This is a genomic window from Nostoc sp. DSM 114160, assembly GCF_053470305.1.
Window position 1 is genome coordinate 1,571,493 of the sequence record NZ_JBPFGO010000001.1, and the last position, 17,142, is coordinate 1,588,634.

The following is a 17,142-nucleotide window of genomic DNA, read 5'->3' on the forward strand; positions in this document are numbered from 1 at the left end:
TGAAGATACACTCGCGATACTTCCTGGGAAAGACGCGATCGCACTGCTACCTACCTAAGATTGTAAGGGTTGAAAGCCCACAGTCTATGCAATTATTTGGTAGCAATAAAACCATAGCAAGCGAGTGTGGAGCAGTTACATAGGAATTTTTAATGGTTATGAACAGTTCAGTGACCCGACCCTTGGCTGTCGTGACAGGTGCCTCTAACGGCATCGGTTATGAACTCGCAAAACAGTTTGCTCAAAACGGCTTCGATCTTTTAGTTACAGCCACCGGATCGAGCATTGATGAAGCGGCTATTGCCTTCGAGAAGCTGGGTGCTAAAGTTGAGACGGTGCAGGCCGATCTCGCTAGCTATGACGGAGTTGAGACACTCTACAACCAGATTAAGGCAACTGGGCGACCAGTGGATGCGATCGCCATCAACGCAGGTGTTGGTGTCGGGGGTGATTTCGCCCGTGAAACCGATTTAAAGGACGAACTCAATCTGATCGATCTAAATGTCGTGTCCTCTGTACATCTTGCTAAACGGGTGGTAAAGGATATGGTTGAGCTTGGCAAGGGGTCGAATCCTTTTCACGTCGTCGATTGCCGCTTTGATGCCCGGCCCGTTCGAGACAGTCTACGCCGCCTCCAAAGCTTTTGTGCATTCCTTTTCAGAAGGGTTACGCAACGAATTGAAGGACACGGGCGTTACCGTCACCGCCCTGATGCCGGGGCCCACCGATACCAACTTCTTCCACCGCGCGGGTATGGACGACACAAAAGTGGGCACGGATCAAAAGGACGATCCAGCTGAGGTGGCCAAGCAGGGTTTTGAAGCTTTGATGGCAGGCAAAGATGACATCATCGCTGGTTCCCTCAAAACGAAGCTTCAGGCGAATGTGAGCAAAGTTTTACCTGATACAGTCAATGCTGAACTGCACCGCAAACTCAGTGAGCCAGGATCGGGCAACAACTAATTTGCTACCTAATCAAGACTCATTTTAAGCAGGGTGCGATCGCCTGGGCTAACGGACTTGGAAAAAAGAAATTATCCCAAATTATTTGTACATCTGTAGGGGCGTACAACTGTCATTGGTGTCAACTTCAGCTAAAAGCCTTTTCAAATCTCGTTTCCAGCCTCTAGGCTGGAAATGTTGCTCTTGGCGGCAGAGCCGCCAGCAAGGGAGGCGGAGCCTCTAGGACGGCATTCCCAGTCTGAGACTGGGAACGAGAGAAATCTTGTTCCCTCCCCTTTACAAGGGGAGGGTTAGGGTGGGGTAACGAGGATAGTCATGGTAAGTGAGTGGTTTTCAAGGGTTTCACGCTAAGTTGACACCAATGCACAGATGTGCATCACTACTTATTTTGACCGTCAAAGTCGTAACGGAGGATTTATGCAAATTCATCATCTCAATTGTGGCTGCATGTGCCCGATTGGCGGGGCCCTCTTCGATGGCTTCAGTCGCGGCCCGAGAGCTCACCTCGTCTGCCACTGTCTGCTGATCGAGACAGAGCAGGGACTTGTTCTAATTGATACTGGCTTCGGACTGCGCGATATCAACTCGCCTTACTCCCGTCTCAGCCCGTTTTTCATTCATTTCAATGGCATCCAGTTTGATAAAAAATACACAGCAATCGATCAAATTGAAAAGTTGGGATTTTCCGCGCGAGATGTGCGTCATATTGTGCTTACCCACCTCGATTTCGATCATGCCGGTGGTCTAGAGGATTTCCCAGAAGCAACCGTACACGTAATGCAGACTGAGATGGAAACCGCCCAGGATCGGCGCGGATTCATTGCCAAAAGGCGCTTTCGTCCACAACAGTGGGATGAGGTTAAGCACTGGAAGTATTATTCAGCCGGAGGCGAACCTTGGTTCGGCTTTGAAGCAGTGCGTAACCTCGACGGACTACCGCCAGAAATTCTCCTCATTCCCCTTGTTGGTCACACACGAGGTCATGCTGGTATCGCCATTGATACACCAGAGGGTTGGCTTCTCCACGCAGGTGATGCCTATTTTTATCGGCACGAGATGGACTCAGCCAAAAAAAGCTGCACTCCAGGTTTACGCGCCTACCAATGGATGATGGAAGTGGATCGCAAGGCTCGGTTGCTCAATCAAGATCGGCTACGCGCATTATCAAGCGATCGCAATCAAGATATACGCCTGTTTTGTAGTCATGATGCTGTCGAGTTCAAAGCATTTGCTGACCAATCTAGTACAACACGGCAAAATTAACAATTCAAAATTCAAAACTTGTACTGAGCTTGTCGAAGTATTCAAAATTCAAACATTTTAGACATTTCAGAAGGGGATTTAAACCCCGACTGAAACTGGTGCTACATATAGATGTAGGGATCTTAAACCCTTGAACTTACGATAAACTAATTATTCCAAATCAACAAAAGCTTGGTTATAGCGATTCCCAGTTAAGTGAGGTACAAATAATATTTTGAAACGCAGAGGGACGCAAAGTAAAGCGCAGAGGTACGCAGAGATTTATACCTCAGAAGAAAAAATATTTTTCGCTAAAGAGAGAGAAATAGAAAATTTAATGAATGATTTAGAACTGCGATCGCATCAGCTGCCCTTTAGGTTTTATCCTAAAAAAGTGTTAGCTAAAACCTGCAAAGGGAAATCTACCTGTGAAAAAAACTTTGTTTCTCAGTCCTCCTTCCTTCGATGGGTTTGATGGTGGTGCAGGTTCCCGATACCAAGCCAAGCGCGAAATTACTTCTTTCTGGTATCCGACATGGTTGGCGCAACCCGCAGCCCTTGTGCCTGGTAGCAAGCTTATTGATGCACCCCCACACGGTCAAACAGTAGAAGATATCATCGAAATTGCTCAAGATTACGAGCTAATTATCATGCACACCAGCACGCCTTCCCTGGCTAATGATGTCAAGTGTGCCAAGACTATCAAAGCTCAAAACCCTGATGTCAAGATTGGCTTGATTGGAGCGCACGTTGCAGTATTACCAGAGCAGACGTTGCTTGAAAACCCAATCATTGACTTTGTTTGTCGTCACGAATTCGACTATACCTGCAAAGAAATAGCCGAAGGTAAATCTTGGGAAGAAATCACAGGTTTAAGCTATCGCGATCGCCAGGGTAATATTCATCATAATCAAGATCGTCCCTTAATTCACGATTGGGATTCGATGCCCAGTGTATTGCCGATTTATCATCGCGATCTAGATATTACTAAATACTTTATTGGCTACTTATTGCATCCATACATTTCCTTTTACACTGGGCGGGGCTGTCCGGCAAAATGTACCTTTTGCCTTTGGCCGCAAACAATTGGCGGACACTTATACCGCACAAAAAGCCCCGATGCTGTTGGCCGCGAGATGGAAGAAGCGAAAGCGATCTTCGGTGACAAAGTGCGGGAATATATGTTTGATGATGACACATTTACTATAGACAAACAGCGAGCGATCGCCATTAGCGAACATCTGCGGCGACTCAAACTAACTTGGAGTTGCAACGCCCGTGCAAATCTAGATTATGACACCCTGAAAAAACTACGCGATAATGGTTTACGCCTACTTTTAGTCGGATTTGAATCAGGAAATCAGCAAATTTTAGATGGAATTAAAAAAGGAATCAAGCTAGAAGTAGCGCGAAAGTTTATGGAAAATTGTCATAAACTTGGCATTACCGTACACGGCACATTTATCATTGGTTTACCCGACGAAACCCCACAAACAATTGAAGAAACAGTCCGGTTTGCTTGTGAGATTAGTCCGCATACAATTCAGGTTTCGATCGCAGCTCCCTATCCTGGAACAGAACTTTATCGCCAAGCACAAGAAAATAATTGGTTTAGCAACAATTCCTTAGTTGCTAGTTCTGGAATTCAAATGTCTACACTGCAATATCCAAATCTCTCCAGTGCTGAAATTGAGGATGCAGTTGAAAGAATGTATCGGAAATTTTACTTCCGTCCCAGAGCGATTATTCCAATTGTTGGTGAAATGCTCACCGATCCCCAAATGTTAGTGCGTCGCTTGCGTGAAGGGCGGGAATTTTTCTCTTATTTAAAAGATCGTCGTACCCAAGCAACAGCAAAAGCAGAATCAGTAGTTGTTGGTTAGCAAGAAAGGCAGAGGGCAGGAGGCAGAAGGCAGAAGGGAATGCAAAAATAATTTACTGCGATCGCGATCGCACCGTGTAATTAATTCTGTCTGACTACTTATCAACAAGTTAAAAATTATTCAGCCATGAAAATAGGAAGCAAAGAACACAAAGAGCTTTTTTGTCGTAGCTTTCTTGAAAGTCACTTGGAGTATGAACCAGAAAGCCTTCCTTGGCCGAATCTGGATAATGTCGCTCTCGAAAGCTTGCGAAGCATTCCTTTTTGGAGAGAAGCACTCAATACCGAACAAGAAGCAGGAGTGATGGTAAACGCTTTTGCAGCCACAATTAGCGACCCTGTATTAAAAGAAGCGATCGCTCTCCAAGGGATGGAAGAAGTTCGCCACGGTAAACTAATTAAATTCCTGATCGAGCGCTACGATATTCAAATTTCCCCGCCTCCTGAACCTGTACTTCCTAGTAATATTAAAACCGCCTTCCTTGACTTTGGTTTTGGTGAATGTCTTGACTCTTTTTTAGCCTTTGGCTTGTTTGGGCTTGCTCGTCGTCATATCAACTACATTCCAGAATCATTATTTGATATCTTCGATGCAGTTCTTAATGAAGAAGCTCGTCATATCATGTTTTTTGTGAATTGGGTTACATACCAGCAAATTCAGGAGGGCAAAAGCAATTGGTTACGGGGAATTAATGCTCTTGTACATTACAGCAGAGCCTTACAAGATAAGATTAAAGCCTTTAGTGGTTCTAACGAAGAACAACAAGAGGGTTTCACAGCTACCGGTGCTAGCAACTTTATAGATAATTTAACCCCAGAGTTATTGTTATCTACTTGCTTGCAAGAAAATACTCGACGGCTTGGTGTCTTTAATCGAGAATTACTTCAACCGCAACTGATACCAAACCTAGCTAAAACTGCCTTAGCAACTTTCAGGCTTATACCTCGGCGTCAGTCTAATTCAATAGCTCAATTATCGGAACCTTAAACATTCAAAACTTATGCAAGCACAGCGATTCGCCATCATCAATGGTGATGACTTTGGTTTCTCTGAAGGAGTTAATCAAGCAATTATCAAAGCACACAAAGAAGGAGTGTTAACTAGTACCAGTCTGATGGTGAGTGCTGATGCTGCAAAAGAGGCTGTGACTTTGGCAAAAGCAAATCCAAACCTGGCTATTGGACTACATCTTGTATTGGTATGCGGTCGTTCTGTCTTACCGCCAGAGCAAATTCCTCATTTAGTTGACAAACAGGGTAACTTTTCCAACAGTCCATTTTTCGCCGGTTTGCGCTATCAATTTGTCAAAGAAACCCATCAAGAACTGCGCCAAGAAATTCGCGCCCAATTAGAAAAATACCGTTCTACTAATTTACCTCTTTCTCATGTCGATGGACATTTGCATTTGCACATACATCCAGTAGTCTTGCGTATTTTAGTTGATTTGGCAGCAGAATTTGATATTAAAGTAATTCGTCTTCCCAGTGAGGAACTAGGAATGACCTTGAGAGTGAATCGCAGTCATCTACTGACAAAACTAGTTTGGTCAGGAGTATTTGGCAGACTACGCCGCTATGGTGAGAAATTGCTGAAGTCCCAAGGTATTAACTTTACCCAAAGAGTTTACGGTTTATTGCAAACTGGAGGCATTACAGAGGAATATTTACTTGGATTGATACCTCAGATTCAGGCAAACTTGGTGGAGATTTACTCTCATCCAGCGATGCCTGCGGTGGTCACTGAGCTTTGTCGAAGTGCGGGCTTTGCCAACGCCAATGGAGAACTAAGCACAGGGGAAGCAGAACTGGCTGCATTGTTAAGTCGTCAGGTACGCGAAGCGCTCCTGAGTAACGGCTTTGAACTTACTAACCATCATTTCCTATCCCAACGTACTGGCATGTCAAGCCTTGAATAGTGTATTAGAAAAACTCTTGTGGGATGGGCGTCTCGCCCGTCCTTGGCGGGTAACCGCCCCACAAGAAAATTGATTGTAACATTTAGCCTTGACAAGCTAATACTACTTAAATTTGATTTTCCATAATTCACAGTAATAACTTTGTCATCCAAATCCCATTAAACGTACATACAAAAATCCTAAACTTATCGGCAGTGAATCTAGAAAATGCTAATACTAATTGCCTGGTAATGAATGGCTATGTTTGCATCTACCTTCTTAACAAATATTCATGCGATCGCTAGTTATTTTCTCCTAATTTTGTGCATAGCGTCTGTTTTGTTTTATTGCTATGCAATTTATGCAGCAATAACTTTTTTTGCTGCTCCCCAAGCAGTTAATCGAGAGTTTCATCCACCTGTTAGTATCCTCAAACCCATTTGTGGACTTGATAGTAATGCTTATGAAAACCTCGCCTCATTTTGTCAGCAGAACTATCCCAAATATCAAATTATCTTTGCAGTACGAAACTCTCAAGACCCTTGCATAGAGATTGTAGAGAAAATCATCCACAATTTTTCAGATTTGGATATTTTGCTGATTGTAAGCGATCGCATCATTGGTACAAATCTGAAAATTAGCAACTTAGCTAATGCCGCAGCCAAAGCTAAATACGAAATTCTAATCCTTGCTGATAGTGATATTCGAGTTGGAGGTGACTATTTGCAAAGAGTTATCCAGCCGTTGCAAGATGAAAACGTGGGTGTAATTACCTGTATGTATCGAACCGTAACTCAAGGATGGATATCGATATTAGAAGCTATTAGTACTACTACTGAATTTCACGCCGGGGTTTTAGTCAGCAACCTTAAAGAAAATGGGATAAAATTTGCCTTTGGTTCCACCATTGTCATCCCGAAAAAAGTACTAGAAGCTATCGGTGGATTTGAAGCGATCGCTGATTATCTGGCAGATGATTTTCAACTAGGCTATCTACCTGTCCAAGCAGGTTACAAAGTTGTACTTTCTGACTACATAGTTGAACACGTACAGATAAGCAACAACTTAGTTGATGCCATCAAACGGCAGATTCGTTGGGTGCGTGGTAAACGAGTTTCTCGTCCTTGGGGTTATTTAGGACTAATTTTTACCTATGGCGTCGTCACCAGCTTGTTGCTGTTGATTGCCACTAATGGTTCAATATTAGGATGGCTAGGATTATCTATCTGTTGGATAATAAGATTGGTAATGGCTTGGGTTGTTGGTACTATCAGTTTGAAAGATCCAATAGTCAAAAAGTTTTTCTGGCTCGTTCTTGGGTGCGACTTATTAAGCTTTGTTATTTGGTGTTTTGGCTTTATTGGCAACACTATAGAGTGGCGGGGGCAACAACTGAAGCTAACTAAAGATGGAAAGCTATTAGTACCAGAAGACAAAAACGATCGATTATCAATCAAGGTTTTGATTGATAAGGGCGCATAGCAATGCTAACTTTCTTTTAGGGACTTCCAGAAAATAAATTATCCCATTTCACCCCTATCAATACGACTTTCTCTCCCCCTGCTCCCTGCTCCCTGCCCCCTGCCCCCTGCCTTTTAAGCGACGGAATATTTTTTTAATTGGAAGTCCCTTAGGGAGCATCCCGTTTTGGCAGAAAGTTTCACAATCTTGCTTCGATTATTGTTTTCCAAGAGTGACAAAACAGGGTTATGCCAAGGAACTTGATAATTCGAGAACGCTGTTTCAATTGGGGACAGCGGACTTATTTGATGGGCATTTTAAATGTAACGCCCGATAGCTTTAGTGATGGGGGTGAGTTTAACACTACCTCTACCGCTTTAGTACAGGCGCAAGCACTGGTGGCTGCTGGTGCTGACATCATTGATGTGGGCGGTCAATCAACTCGCCCAGGGGCAAAGCAAATAACTCTGGTGGAGGAACTCCATCGGGTACTATCGGTACTACAGGTGCTAAGACCAAAAATTTCAGTCCCGATTTCTGTAGATACAACCCGTGCTGCTGTAGCCAAGGCATCTGTAGAAGCTGGGGCGGATATGATTAATGATATTTCTGGCGGCACTTTTGACTCAGAAATGTTGGCAACAGTCGCAAACTTAGGTGTGCCGATGATTTTAATGCACATCCGGGGAACACCACAGACAATGCAACAACAGACTGATTATCAAGATTTGCTTGGTGAGATTTATAGTTTTTTGGCTCGGCAAATTGAGGCAGCAACTACTGCGGGCATCGATCTGGGTAAAATTATTATCGATCCTGGTATTGGTTTTGCTAAAAACTATGAGCAAAATTTAGAAATTTTTCGCGGTTTGCGATCGCTCGCACCACTAAACTGTCCTATCTTGATAGGAGCATCTCGTAAAAGTTTTATTGGTCGCATTTTAAATCAACCAGATCCCAAAGCACGAGTTTGGGGAACGGCAGCAGCTTGTTGTGCTGCTATTTTTAATGGGGCTGATATCCTCCGAGTTCATGATGTTCAAGAAATGCGCGATGTTTCATTAGTCGCCGATGCCCTATCAAGACAAGCCACACAAGGTAATTGCTAGGTATTACTGTTCTTCGTATTTTTTGCCGTTACCTTCTGGATTTTCTGGGTGGGCTATCAACTCCTGAAACATTTCACTTGAGTTAGCTGGGTCTACAAAGACAATTTTGGCATTACTGCTCTCACCAAGTTTTTGGCTAGCATCTACGTAATCTTGAGCCACAAGATACCGCAAAATATCCCTACTGTCGGGATTGGAACGGAGAGCTTGAGAAATGATTTGCACTGAAGCCATAGTTCCTTCTGCTTTTTTAATCGCAGCTTCCTTTTCCCCTTCTGCTTCGGTAATCAGTGCCCGTTTTTTGATGACGGCGGCTTGTTCCTCTTCCCTAGACTTTCGCACACTCTCAGGTAGAGTAATTCTCTGAATATCTAACCGGAGAATATCAACTCCCCAATCTGCCGTTATACTATTCAACTGGTCTAAGATAGCTGAGTCCATCTCCGCTCTAGAGACGTTGGTCTGCTCTAGGGTATTCTGAGCAATGATTTCTCGCAGAGTAGTTGTGGTGATCTGTGTCAGTGCCCCTTGCAGATCCTCAATCGCGTAAAAGCTTTTCTCGATATCTCGAATCCGCCAGTATACAATAGCGTCCACTTCTACGTAAATATTATCTTGGGTGATCACATTCTGAGGTTTGATGTCTAAAAACTGCTCTCGTGTAGTATCTTCCATTACAATCTGATCGACCAAGGGAACAATAAAGTTCAGCCCCGGCTTAAGTTTTCGATGATACCGCCCTAAGCGTTCGACTAAGGCTTCATTTCCTTGATTAATCAGTTTTGCAGAACCTAATGCATAACCTATAAGGGCTAAAACTATAGCAATAATTGGCTCCATGTATGCTCCTATTCAGCTTTGGGGAGAATTTAATATCAAAGATATGCTACTAGCTTGTCATATCTTTGAGTTTAATGTTTTGAGTCTGTAATTTTATCAACACCAGCAGTGAGGTGGAATCGCTGCAAGTTTTGTACATATTCTGTAAGTGAGACTGTTTTGCAGAATGCGTAGAAGCTCTGCTTCTTGTCGTCAGACATCGCTATTAAAGCACCTCGATCAAACCCTGGCAAGGACTAATTGATGTAATCAACATTACTTGCACTGGTATTTTCAGACAGTCGGAATTTTTATTCAGTATATTTACGCAAATAAATCAAATACAAGGTAAAATTTGGCAAGATTTCAAAACCCCACTATAATCGGATAAAAATTAGCTTTGGCTATTAAAAACATCAAAATATTATGAGTAGATTGTTAATCAAACTTATAGGTTTAATTCTACTTTTCACAGGATTATACTTTTTTGGTCAAAACATCATATTTGTTAGCGGTTACTATTCATATTTTTACCGTAGCTTGCCGGCTACAGCTTCAGTTTTAGCAACGATGATAGGTGTATTTGCATTAATCTTTTTTCAAAGAGAAACTGGTAACTTAGGATGGATTTTTCTAGGCATTGGTATAGTACTAGTTTTCTTAAGCGGTGGAGTTATTTTACAGCCAACTAGCTTATGGAATTTCATAGTTGCTTTTACAGCATTAGCCGCTGGATATAAATTACTAAATGAGGGCAGAATCAACTTTTAAAATCTGTAAATATAGTCAGATTGACTCATCTACCTTAGTAGCTAAGATTACATTATTCGCTAGTTCATAGTAAAGCCAGAAAAATTTAGTATTATAATTTTCCTATCTTCTCCATTGCTTCTGAGAGTGCATTAGCAATACGGTTCGGATAAGCATTTTGAACTCAAAATAGGGTTTGGGGAAAAGGGAAATGGGTTTGCGGTTAAAGGTTTTTTATTCCCCTTTCCCCTTTACCCTTTCCCCTTTCACCGAACCGTATTGAGTGCATTAGGGCACTTAGATTAACTTTTAGTTAAGTAACGATTTTACGAGATAGAAGTACACATAACCCGCGTCAACCGGACAAATAGCCTCTTAATTGTGACTTTAGCTCAGAGGGGTTTTACTAAGGTTGAGGGTAATATTAGAATGGAAACTATTAATGATGAGGAAAAGGGAAGAATGACCCAGGTGGTTCTAGGAGAGAACGAAGGAATAGACTCAGCTTTGCGTCGGTTTAAACGCCAGGTTTCCAAAGCTGGGATATTAGCTGATGTAAAATATCATCGGCACTTTGAAACACCAATAGAAAAACGCAAACGTAAGGCAGTGGCAGCTAGACGCACAAGACGTTTTAAATAAACCTATTTGGTGTGATATCGGCGTTGCTTGAGGTTATGACCGAAAACAAGCAATAGCGCTTGCGCCATTATTCATACAAATATTAAGCAAAGTCTGCCGCACCACTAATTAGAGTGTAAATAAGTTACTTTTCCTATACTTAGAGCGCGTTAGAGACTTTATCTTGGTTAGATGGAGCAAGCTAAAATCGCTGCCCATCAACCAAAATAAGCGCCTTTAAACATCGGTTAGCTTTCTTCGATCGGCTGATAGGATAGTATTCATCCAGCCTTAAGACTCAGAATTATTAATGGTACGGCTATTACAAACATTCATCGCCTTTTCTACTCCCTGCTTGAGACTTAGTTCAATACACTCAACTACGAACTGAAGTACAAGAGACATCTGCTGATTTTCGGCAGCGGAAAATCGCCCTAGCACATGAGAGATAGCACCAGAATCATCGTTATTAGCTGCATCTTTGGGTTTACCAATACCGATTCGCAAACGAGGAAAGTTTTGGGTATTAAGATGTGCGATCGCACTTTTCATGCCGTTATGTCCCCCAGCCGAACCAGATAAGCGCAAACGAGTTTTTCCCAAGGGCAAATCCATATCGTCATAAATCACCAACACTGACTCAGGCGGCAATTTATACCAACTTGTCACCGCTTGTATTGCTTGTCCTGAGCGATTCATATAAGTTAACGGTTTCAACAAGCGAATTTTACCTCCACCTGGGGCCATACCCTCGCCATACTCACCTTGAAACTTGCGGTTTTCTGTTAAGGAAATGCGCCAAGAACGGGAGAGAGTTTCTAAAGCTGCAAAACCGATATTATGGCGTGTTTGGTCATACTTAGCTTCTGGATTCCCTAACCCGACGATTAGTTGTGGAATTACCAAAGCTGGTTGCGTAACAGCTTCTGTCATTTTGCCTACAGTCAATTGATATTCATCACTCTTCTAGTACAACCTCTAAGCTAGTAATGAAGGGTTTGTAGTAAGCACTTTAGTGCTTAGAAAATAAGGACTAAAGTCCTTACTACGAACTTAGACAGACTAGCTAGGTTGGGAAGAACTAGCGGTATCCTGCTCAGATTTAGCAGGGTGGATTTGCTTAGGTTCCAATTCAGCAGTCGTCTGTACAACTTCTTCTAACTGTTCTGCTTCTTTTTGAAACTCGTTTTGAAACTCCTTAGAAGCTTCTTGGAAACTACGAATTGTTTTGCCTACACTCCGACCGATCTCTGGTAGCTTTTTTGGGCCAAAGATTAACAGCGCCACTACCATAATTACAGCCATTTCCGGCAGACCGATACCAAATATATTCATTTTTTGTCTCCTGTAAACTCTAAAACCACTACAAAAACTCACATATATAGTTAGTCTAGTCGGAAATCGCAACTCACAAAAAAACCCGGAAGAACCGGGTGTAACTTAACTTGTTATCCAAACTCGCTAGCTCGTGTATGTGTTAGCGTCCTAAACTGCGCCAATCGACAAATACATCCTGAACCAACAGTGTTTTATTGTAAAGTTGCAGAATAATCAGCAGAAACACGAAAAATAGCCCTATAAAAACAGCCATTACAGGGGTAGTACCCCAACCTGGAGCCACTTTCCCATACTCAGAGTTCAGTGGTTTCAGGATATCTCCCAACCTAGTCCTTTGTGCCATAGTTCACCTAAGATTACTTGCCAAAGCTTTTTTTAATCTTCTGTAATATTCTATAAGAATAGCACTCATCATCTATCTTTCAATTATGGAACCCGCAATAGTTCTTAGCATTTCTGTGGCTGCCGTGGTGATTGCCATCACTGGAATTTCGATTTATACCTCCTTTGGCCCTCCTAGCAAGGAATTGAACGATCCGTTCGATGACCACGAGGATTAAAAGAGTCATATCATGTCCGCAGCAGAAATTTTTGATGCGATGTCTACGATGGACTACGCCTATGTAGACAAGCATTGTTGTTGCTTGTCAGAGTTTTCTCGATGAACGACTGGCGTGTGGAACAGATTTCTTGGCATTTGTGGGGAAAAGGGTAAGGGGAAAAGGGGAAAGCGGCTTATAAAAACCCTTTTCCCTTTTCCCTTTAACCTTTTCCCCCCTATTGCAAAAGTTACTTTTGCAAGAGGTCTAATGAAATGACTATGGCAATCATAATTAATTACCCAGACATAATATTTGAAGTGCGTTACGGCTTAAGCCGTAACGCACACTACTTTAGATGTTTTTGAATTGGAAGTCCCTAATGGCTTGCCACTACCTCTCCTTCTAGGCGAACGAGTCGGTCTGCCAAAAGTTTCTCAAGGTCTTCTAGTGCCTTGGTGAAACCTTTAATACCTTCGTCTAGTTTGTCGGTTGCCATGCGGTCAGCGGCGTGCATCTTGTCATAGCTAGCTTTGTCAATGGATATCTTTTCGATTGACAAGTTTGCTACCTTCGCAGGGTCAAGTTTACGTGGCAGTTCTCCAATGGTTGCTTGTAATTCAGCCAAAAGCGACGGCGAAATGGTCAGTAAATCACTACCTGCAAGTTCAGTAATTTCACCAACGTTACGGAAACTAGCTCCCATAACTTCGGTTTTATAGCCAAATTTCTTGTAGTAGTTGTAGATTTTGGTGACAGACAAAACACCTGGATCTTCGGCTGCTGGGTAGCTATCGCGTCCGGTATCTTTTTTGTACCAGTCAAGAATCCGGCCAACGAAGGGAGAAATTAGAGTAACGCCAGCTTCAGCACAGGCGATCGCTTGGTGAAGACCAAATAACAAGGTAAGGTTACAGTGAATACCTTCTTTTTCCAGAATTTCCGCAGCGCGAATGCCTTCCCAAGTGCTGGCAATTTTAATTAAAACGCGATCGCGACCAATTCCAGCAGCTTTATACTGAGCAATTAATTCCCGTGCCTTAGTTACGGTAGCTTCAGTATCATAGGACAAACGAGCATCCACTTCCGTAGACACGCGACCGGGAATGATTTGCAAAATCTTTAATCCAAAGGCAACTGCCAAACGGTCAAAAGCTAGAGAAACTATCTGTGCTTGGGTGGCTCCGGCTCCAGCATCTTTCTGGGCTTGGAGTAAAGTTTGATCGACAATTTCCTGATATTCTGGCATCTGTGCCGCAGCAGTAATCAGCGAAGGATTGGTGGTAGCGTCTTGGGGCTTAAACTTTTCAATTGCCTGGATATCCCCTGTATCTGCGACTACAACAGTCACTTGTCGCAATTGTTCCAGTAAATTCTTAGACATAAAATACTCCGTGATGTTTATTTAGGATTTACTTATTCCCCAGTTCTTTACACTCTTTACTCTTCCTTCAATTCTGATTCTGGCAATTTTTCTTAATCATTGCCCAATTTTGCTTACTATCTTGAGCCACAGCCCTATTCTAAGTGCCTTATGCCGAAATTGGCTGTCCAATGGAATGCACTTTGATTAAACTAGTTGTTCCTGATTTACCAATTGGAACACCAGAGGTAATTACTACTTTATCGCCCTTATTCGCTAGACCCATGTCTACAACTGTGTTCACCACATTGGTAAACATCTCTTCAGCATTGTGGACTGGTGGGATCAGCAAAGCTTCCACACCCCAAGAAAGTGCTAGCTGGCGGTAAGCGGTGATGTCGGAAGTCAGGGCAATAATCGGAGAAGTCGGCCGATATTTAGAAACCATTCTCGCCGTACTTCCTGATGTAGTGTTACAGAGAATTGCCCGTGAGCCGGTTTCATAGGCGATACGACAGACGGATTCTGCTACAGATTCGGTAACGCTCAGACTGCCTGCTTCATGACACCAAGCATTTTTGCTACCCTCATCTAGAGCTTGTTCTGTCCGCACGGCGATGTTGTGCATCATCTCGACGGCAGCGATGGGATATTGTCCGACAGCTGTTTCACCAGAAAGCATTACTGCGTCTGTTCCATCCAAGATCGAGTTAGCAACATCGGTTGCTTCGGCGCGGGTGGGATCGGGAGCGCTAATCATCGACTCTAGCATTTGGGTGGCTGTAATCACTGGCTTGCCAGCACGATTGCAACGGCGAATAATATCTTTTTGAATTAGGGGTACTTCGTGAATTGGCACTTCCACCCCTAAATCGCCACGGGCGATCATAATTGCGTCGGCAACGTTCAGAATAGAGTCAAAGTTTTCTACTGCCTCTGCTCTTTCGATTTTGGCAATTAAGCGAATCGAAGCGCCAGCTGCTTCAATCATGCGCTTGGCGGGTTCTAAGTCTTGTGGCGATCGCACAAAGGATACCGCCACCCAGTCTACACCCAACTGAATCCCAAAACGCAGATCCAGCAAGTCTTTTTCGGTAATCGAACTGACAGGTAAAGGAGTTTGGGGTAGGTTTACTCCCTTGTGCGTAGAAATTAGCCCGCCAATTTTAACTTGGGCGCGAATGCGATCGGCATCGCGATCGCTAACAATCAATTTGACGCGACCATCATTAATCAAAATCGGTTCGCCAGGTCGCACCATTGCAAACAAAGTTGGTAATGGTAAGGGTAGTTCGTCAACACTCTCACCCTTTTCTTGCAAAACAAAGGTAACTTCAGTACCAGCTTCTAAATTTAACCCTTCCGGTGGTAAAGTTCCCAAGCGAATTTTAGGGCCACATAAATCTTGCATAATGGCGATCGGCTTTTGCTGCTCAGTACTAATCTGCCTGAGATAGTGAGCCGTTTGGGCGTGGAATTCATAAGCTCCGTGGGAAAAATTCAGCCGTGCCACATTTATTCCAGCTTTTACCAAGGATTGCAGCTTTTCAGGTGCAGATGTAGCCGGGCCAACAGTACAAATGATTTTGGTTCGACGCATAGGGATTGGGGGTTGAGGAGTAACCTGCAAATTTGGATGCATTGAGCGAAGCGATCGCACAAAACATCCAAATTCACACGTGCTTCATATCACTGGTTTGCTAAAGAAAAATACTAGATTCCGCTTTGTTTTCGGAGTATTTACCATTTGACCCAAATCCCAAAAGTCCCTAGTCAAGAGTCAGCAGTCAAAAGCTAATGACCAATGACCAATGACCAATGACTAATGACTAATGACTAATGACTAATCAAACCACAGCCGCAGTCGGGGCGAGTTTTTCTTTCTGTGACATAGACAACATCAGGTCAATCACACGATTTGAGTAGCCCCACTCGTTGTCATACCAGGCAATTACCTTGAAGAAGTTGGAATTCAACTCAATCCCAGCACCTGCGTCAAAGATGCTGGAATGAGTATCACCTTGAAAATCTGTGGAAACTACTTCTTCATCTGTGTAGCCCAAAATACCCTTTAGTGAACCTGCGGCAGCCTCCTTCATCGCAGCACGAATTTCCTGATAACTGGTGGTTTTGGCTGTTTTGAAAGTTAAATCTACTACAGAGACATCGGGAGTCGGAACTCGTAATGCCATCCCAGTTAACCTGCCCTTCAATTCTGGTAAAACCAATGCTACGGCTTTCGCTGCGCCTGTGGAAGAGGGAATAATATTTTGGGATGCACCGCGACCACCCCGCCAGTCTTTCTTGCTGGGGCCGTCTACAGTTGGCTGAGTCGCTGTCATAGCATGGACTGTGGTCATCAACCCTTCAGTCAACCCAAAGTTATCATTAATGACCTTAGCTATGGGAGCAAGACAGTTTGTAGTGCAGCTAGCATTGGAGACAATGATATCCTTGCTAGGGTCAAACAGTTGATGATTGACACCCATTAACAGGGTAGTAACTCTATCTGGATCTTTGGTGGGAGCGGAAATTACCACTCGCTTTGCACCTGCCTTCAGGTGGTTTGCAGCTCCTTCATAATCAGTGAAGAGTCCGGTAGCTTCCACTACATAATCTGCACCTAATTTTCCCCAAGGTAACTCTGCTGGATTCCTCACCGACACACAAGGAATAAAATGTCCGTCAATCAGGATGCCGTCTTCCTTGGCTTCAACCTTGTGCTTTAATTGACCGTGGGTTGAGTCGTACTTTAATAGGTAAGCGAGATTATCTGGTGGTACTAGGTCGTTAATGCCCACAAACTCAATGTTGGGATTATCGATGCCAGCGCGAAGTACAAGTCGCCCGATTCGACCGAAGCCGTTGATACCAACTTTCAATTTAGTCAAGATTAAAACTCCCGTTGTGGAAAGTTGAACAAAAGGAGAAAGTTAAAAGTCAAAATAGATTGCCTTTTACTCTTTACTCTTTGATCCTGACAGTCTCAGTCAGCTAAGGCATATTTACTTGGCATATTTTAAGGATTGGGCATGGGGCATTAGGAGTGCTGAGTGCTGAGTGCTGAGTGCTGAGTTAGGAGTTAAGAGTTAGGAGTTTTGTTTATCTCCTTGTCCCCTTGTCCCCTTGTCCCCTCATCTCCCTGCCCCCCTGCCCCCCA

18 protein-coding genes and 2 pseudogenes are annotated in these 17,142 nt (G+C 43.4%); 12 read left to right on the forward strand and 8 right to left on the reverse strand.

The features are described 5' to 3' along the window. Positions 1-158 precede the first annotated feature (158 nt). From NSTCB13_RS07445 to NSTCB13_RS07455, 3 genes and pseudogenes are all read left to right on the forward strand, one after another. Positions 159-497, forward strand: a pseudogene (locus NSTCB13_RS07445) (SDR family NAD(P)-dependent oxidoreductase); the annotation flags it as partial. Positions 498-600: 103 nt separating this feature from the next. Continuing rightward, a pseudogene (locus NSTCB13_RS07450) lies at positions 601-693 on the forward strand (SDR family NAD(P)-dependent oxidoreductase); the annotation flags it as partial. Positions 694-801: 108 nt separating this feature from the next. Further along, positions 802-963, forward strand: coding sequence for a hypothetical protein (locus tag NSTCB13_RS07455; protein WP_448273239.1), 162 nt, complete (start codon positions 802-804; stop codon positions 961-963). Positions 964-1,305: 342 nt separating this feature from the next. Here NSTCB13_RS07455 and NSTCB13_RS07460 read toward each other — a convergent pair whose 3' ends face one another. Next, a complete protein-coding gene (locus tag NSTCB13_RS07460) occupies positions 1,306-1,467 on the reverse strand; it encodes a hypothetical protein (protein WP_448273240.1) in 162 nt (53 codons plus the stop codon). Here NSTCB13_RS07460 and NSTCB13_RS07465 point away from each other — a divergent pair. The 6 genes from NSTCB13_RS07465 (at position 1,411) to folP (ending at position 8,552) form a co-directional block, all read left to right on the forward strand. Next, on the forward strand, positions 1,411-2,226 hold the full coding sequence (locus tag NSTCB13_RS07465; protein ID WP_448273148.1) for an MBL fold metallo-hydrolase: 816 nt from the start codon (positions 1,411-1,413) through the stop codon (positions 2,224-2,226). The two genes, NSTCB13_RS07460 and NSTCB13_RS07465, sit on opposite strands and share 57 nt — an antisense overlap. 407 nt (positions 2,227-2,633) lie before the next feature. Then, positions 2,634-4,088, forward strand: a complete 1,455-nt coding sequence (hpnJ, locus tag NSTCB13_RS07470) for a hopanoid biosynthesis associated radical SAM protein HpnJ (RefSeq protein WP_448271832.1) — start codon at positions 2,634-2,636, stop codon at positions 4,086-4,088. A gap of 126 nt (positions 4,089-4,214) precedes the next feature. Next, positions 4,215-5,075, forward strand: coding sequence for a ferritin-like domain-containing protein (locus NSTCB13_RS07475; RefSeq protein ID WP_448271833.1), 861 nt, complete (start codon positions 4,215-4,217; stop codon positions 5,073-5,075). A gap of 13 nt (positions 5,076-5,088) precedes the next feature. After that, positions 5,089-6,003 carry a hopanoid biosynthesis-associated protein HpnK gene (gene hpnK, locus NSTCB13_RS07480; RefSeq protein WP_448271834.1) on the forward strand — a complete coding sequence of 305 codons (915 nt, stop codon included), beginning with the start codon at positions 5,089-5,091 and terminating at the stop codon, positions 6,001-6,003. A 240-nt stretch (positions 6,004-6,243) separates the two neighbouring features. Then, positions 6,244-7,464: a bacteriohopanetetrol glucosamine biosynthesis glycosyltransferase HpnI gene (gene hpnI / locus NSTCB13_RS07485; RefSeq protein WP_448271835.1), complete on the forward strand. Its 1,221-nt coding sequence runs from the start codon at positions 6,244-6,246 to the stop codon at positions 7,462-7,464. 227 nt (positions 7,465-7,691) lie between these two features. Continuing rightward, a complete protein-coding gene (gene folP, locus NSTCB13_RS07490; protein ID WP_448271836.1) occupies positions 7,692-8,552 on the forward strand; it encodes a dihydropteroate synthase in 861 nt (286 codons plus the stop codon). Between the two features lie 3 nt (positions 8,553-8,555). On the opposite strand, the gene NSTCB13_RS07495 is transcribed toward folP, so the two are convergent. Continuing rightward, positions 8,556-9,392 carry an SPFH domain-containing protein gene (locus NSTCB13_RS07495; protein ID WP_445628988.1) on the reverse strand — a complete coding sequence of 279 codons (837 nt, stop codon included), beginning with the start codon at positions 9,390-9,392 and terminating at the stop codon, positions 8,556-8,558. A 405-nt stretch (positions 9,393-9,797) separates the two neighbouring features. Here NSTCB13_RS07495 and NSTCB13_RS07500 point away from each other — a divergent pair, with 405 nt between their 5' ends. Together NSTCB13_RS07500 and rpsU are read left to right on the forward strand one after the other, a co-directional pair. Beyond that, entirely contained in the window at positions 9,798-10,142 is a 345-nt protein-coding gene (locus tag NSTCB13_RS07500; RefSeq protein WP_448271837.1) for a hypothetical protein, read from the forward strand. 441 nt (positions 10,143-10,583) lie between these two features. After that, on the forward strand, positions 10,584-10,763 hold the full coding sequence (gene rpsU / locus NSTCB13_RS07505) for a 30S ribosomal protein S21 (RefSeq protein WP_069073049.1): 180 nt from the start codon (positions 10,584-10,586) through the stop codon (positions 10,761-10,763). A 270-nt stretch (positions 10,764-11,033) separates the two neighbouring features. On the opposite strand, the gene pth is transcribed toward rpsU, so the two are convergent. From pth to psbH, 3 genes are all read right to left on the reverse strand, one after another. After that, positions 11,034-11,675 carry an aminoacyl-tRNA hydrolase gene (gene pth / locus NSTCB13_RS07510; RefSeq protein WP_448269171.1) on the reverse strand — a complete coding sequence of 214 codons (642 nt, stop codon included), beginning with the start codon at positions 11,673-11,675 and terminating at the stop codon, positions 11,034-11,036. Between the two features lie 129 nt (positions 11,676-11,804). Continuing rightward, positions 11,805-12,077 carry a TatA/E family twin arginine-targeting protein translocase gene (locus NSTCB13_RS07515; protein ID WP_094348881.1) on the reverse strand — a complete coding sequence of 91 codons (273 nt, stop codon included), beginning with the start codon at positions 12,075-12,077 and terminating at the stop codon, positions 11,805-11,807. A gap of 142 nt (positions 12,078-12,219) precedes the next feature. Further along, a complete protein-coding gene (gene psbH, locus NSTCB13_RS07520) occupies positions 12,220-12,423 on the reverse strand; it encodes a photosystem II reaction center phosphoprotein PsbH (RefSeq protein WP_322674201.1) in 204 nt (67 codons plus the stop codon). An 85-nt stretch (positions 12,424-12,508) separates the two neighbouring features. Between psbH and psbN the strand changes: the two genes are divergently transcribed. After that, a complete protein-coding gene (psbN, locus tag NSTCB13_RS07525) occupies positions 12,509-12,640 on the forward strand; it encodes a photosystem II reaction center protein PsbN (RefSeq protein WP_322674202.1) in 132 nt (43 codons plus the stop codon). A 358-nt stretch (positions 12,641-12,998) separates the two neighbouring features. On the opposite strand, the gene NSTCB13_RS07530 is transcribed toward psbN, so the two are convergent. From NSTCB13_RS07530 to gap, 3 genes are all read right to left on the reverse strand, one after another. Then, a complete protein-coding gene (locus tag NSTCB13_RS07530) occupies positions 12,999-14,003 on the reverse strand; it encodes a transaldolase (protein ID WP_322696243.1) in 1,005 nt (334 codons plus the stop codon). 148 nt (positions 14,004-14,151) lie between these two features. Beyond that, on the reverse strand, positions 14,152-15,582 hold the full coding sequence (pyk, locus tag NSTCB13_RS07535; protein WP_448271838.1) for a pyruvate kinase: 1,431 nt from the start codon (positions 15,580-15,582) through the stop codon (positions 14,152-14,154). A gap of 247 nt (positions 15,583-15,829) precedes the next feature. Continuing rightward, on the reverse strand, positions 15,830-16,873 hold the full coding sequence (gene gap / locus NSTCB13_RS07540; protein ID WP_445628992.1) for a type I glyceraldehyde-3-phosphate dehydrogenase: 1,044 nt from the start codon (positions 16,871-16,873) through the stop codon (positions 15,830-15,832). Positions 16,874-17,142 lie beyond the last annotated feature (269 nt).

Excerpts from the sequence above, each read along its gene's own strand:
- NSTCB13_RS07465 (WP_448273148.1), top strand. The coding sequence starts at position 1,411 with ATGTGCCCGATTGGCGGGGCCCTCTTCGATGGCTTCAGTCGCGGCCCG.
- NSTCB13_RS07475 (WP_448271833.1), top strand. The coding sequence starts at position 4,215 with ATGAAAATAGGAAGCAAAGAACACAAAGAGCTTTTTTGTCGTAGCTTT.
- hpnK (WP_448271834.1), top strand. The coding sequence starts at position 5,089 with ATGCAAGCACAGCGATTCGCCATCATCAATGGTGATGACTTTGGTTTC.
- hpnI (WP_448271835.1), top strand. The coding sequence starts at position 6,244 with ATGTTTGCATCTACCTTCTTAACAAATATTCATGCGATCGCTAGTTAT.
- folP (WP_448271836.1), top strand. The coding sequence starts at position 7,692 with ATGCCAAGGAACTTGATAATTCGAGAACGCTGTTTCAATTGGGGACAG.
- NSTCB13_RS07495 (WP_445628988.1), bottom strand. The coding sequence starts at position 9,392 with ATGGAGCCAATTATTGCTATAGTTTTAGCCCTTATAGGTTATGCATTA.
- NSTCB13_RS07500 (WP_448271837.1), top strand. The coding sequence starts at position 9,798 with ATGAGTAGATTGTTAATCAAACTTATAGGTTTAATTCTACTTTTCACA.
- rpsU (WP_069073049.1), top strand. The coding sequence starts at position 10,584 with ATGACCCAGGTGGTTCTAGGAGAGAACGAAGGAATAGACTCAGCTTTG.
- pth (WP_448269171.1), bottom strand. The coding sequence starts at position 11,675 with ATGACAGAAGCTGTTACGCAACCAGCTTTGGTAATTCCACAACTAATC.
- NSTCB13_RS07515 (WP_094348881.1), bottom strand. The coding sequence starts at position 12,077 with ATGAATATATTTGGTATCGGTCTGCCGGAAATGGCTGTAATTATGGTA.
- psbH (WP_322674201.1), bottom strand. The coding sequence starts at position 12,423 with ATGGCACAAAGGACTAGGTTGGGAGATATCCTGAAACCACTGAACTCT.
- psbN (WP_322674202.1), top strand. The coding sequence starts at position 12,509 with ATGGAACCCGCAATAGTTCTTAGCATTTCTGTGGCTGCCGTGGTGATT.
- NSTCB13_RS07530 (WP_322696243.1), bottom strand. The coding sequence starts at position 14,003 with ATGTCTAAGAATTTACTGGAACAATTGCGACAAGTGACTGTTGTAGTC.
- pyk (WP_448271838.1), bottom strand. The coding sequence starts at position 15,582 with ATGCGTCGAACCAAAATCATTTGTACTGTTGGCCCGGCTACATCTGCA.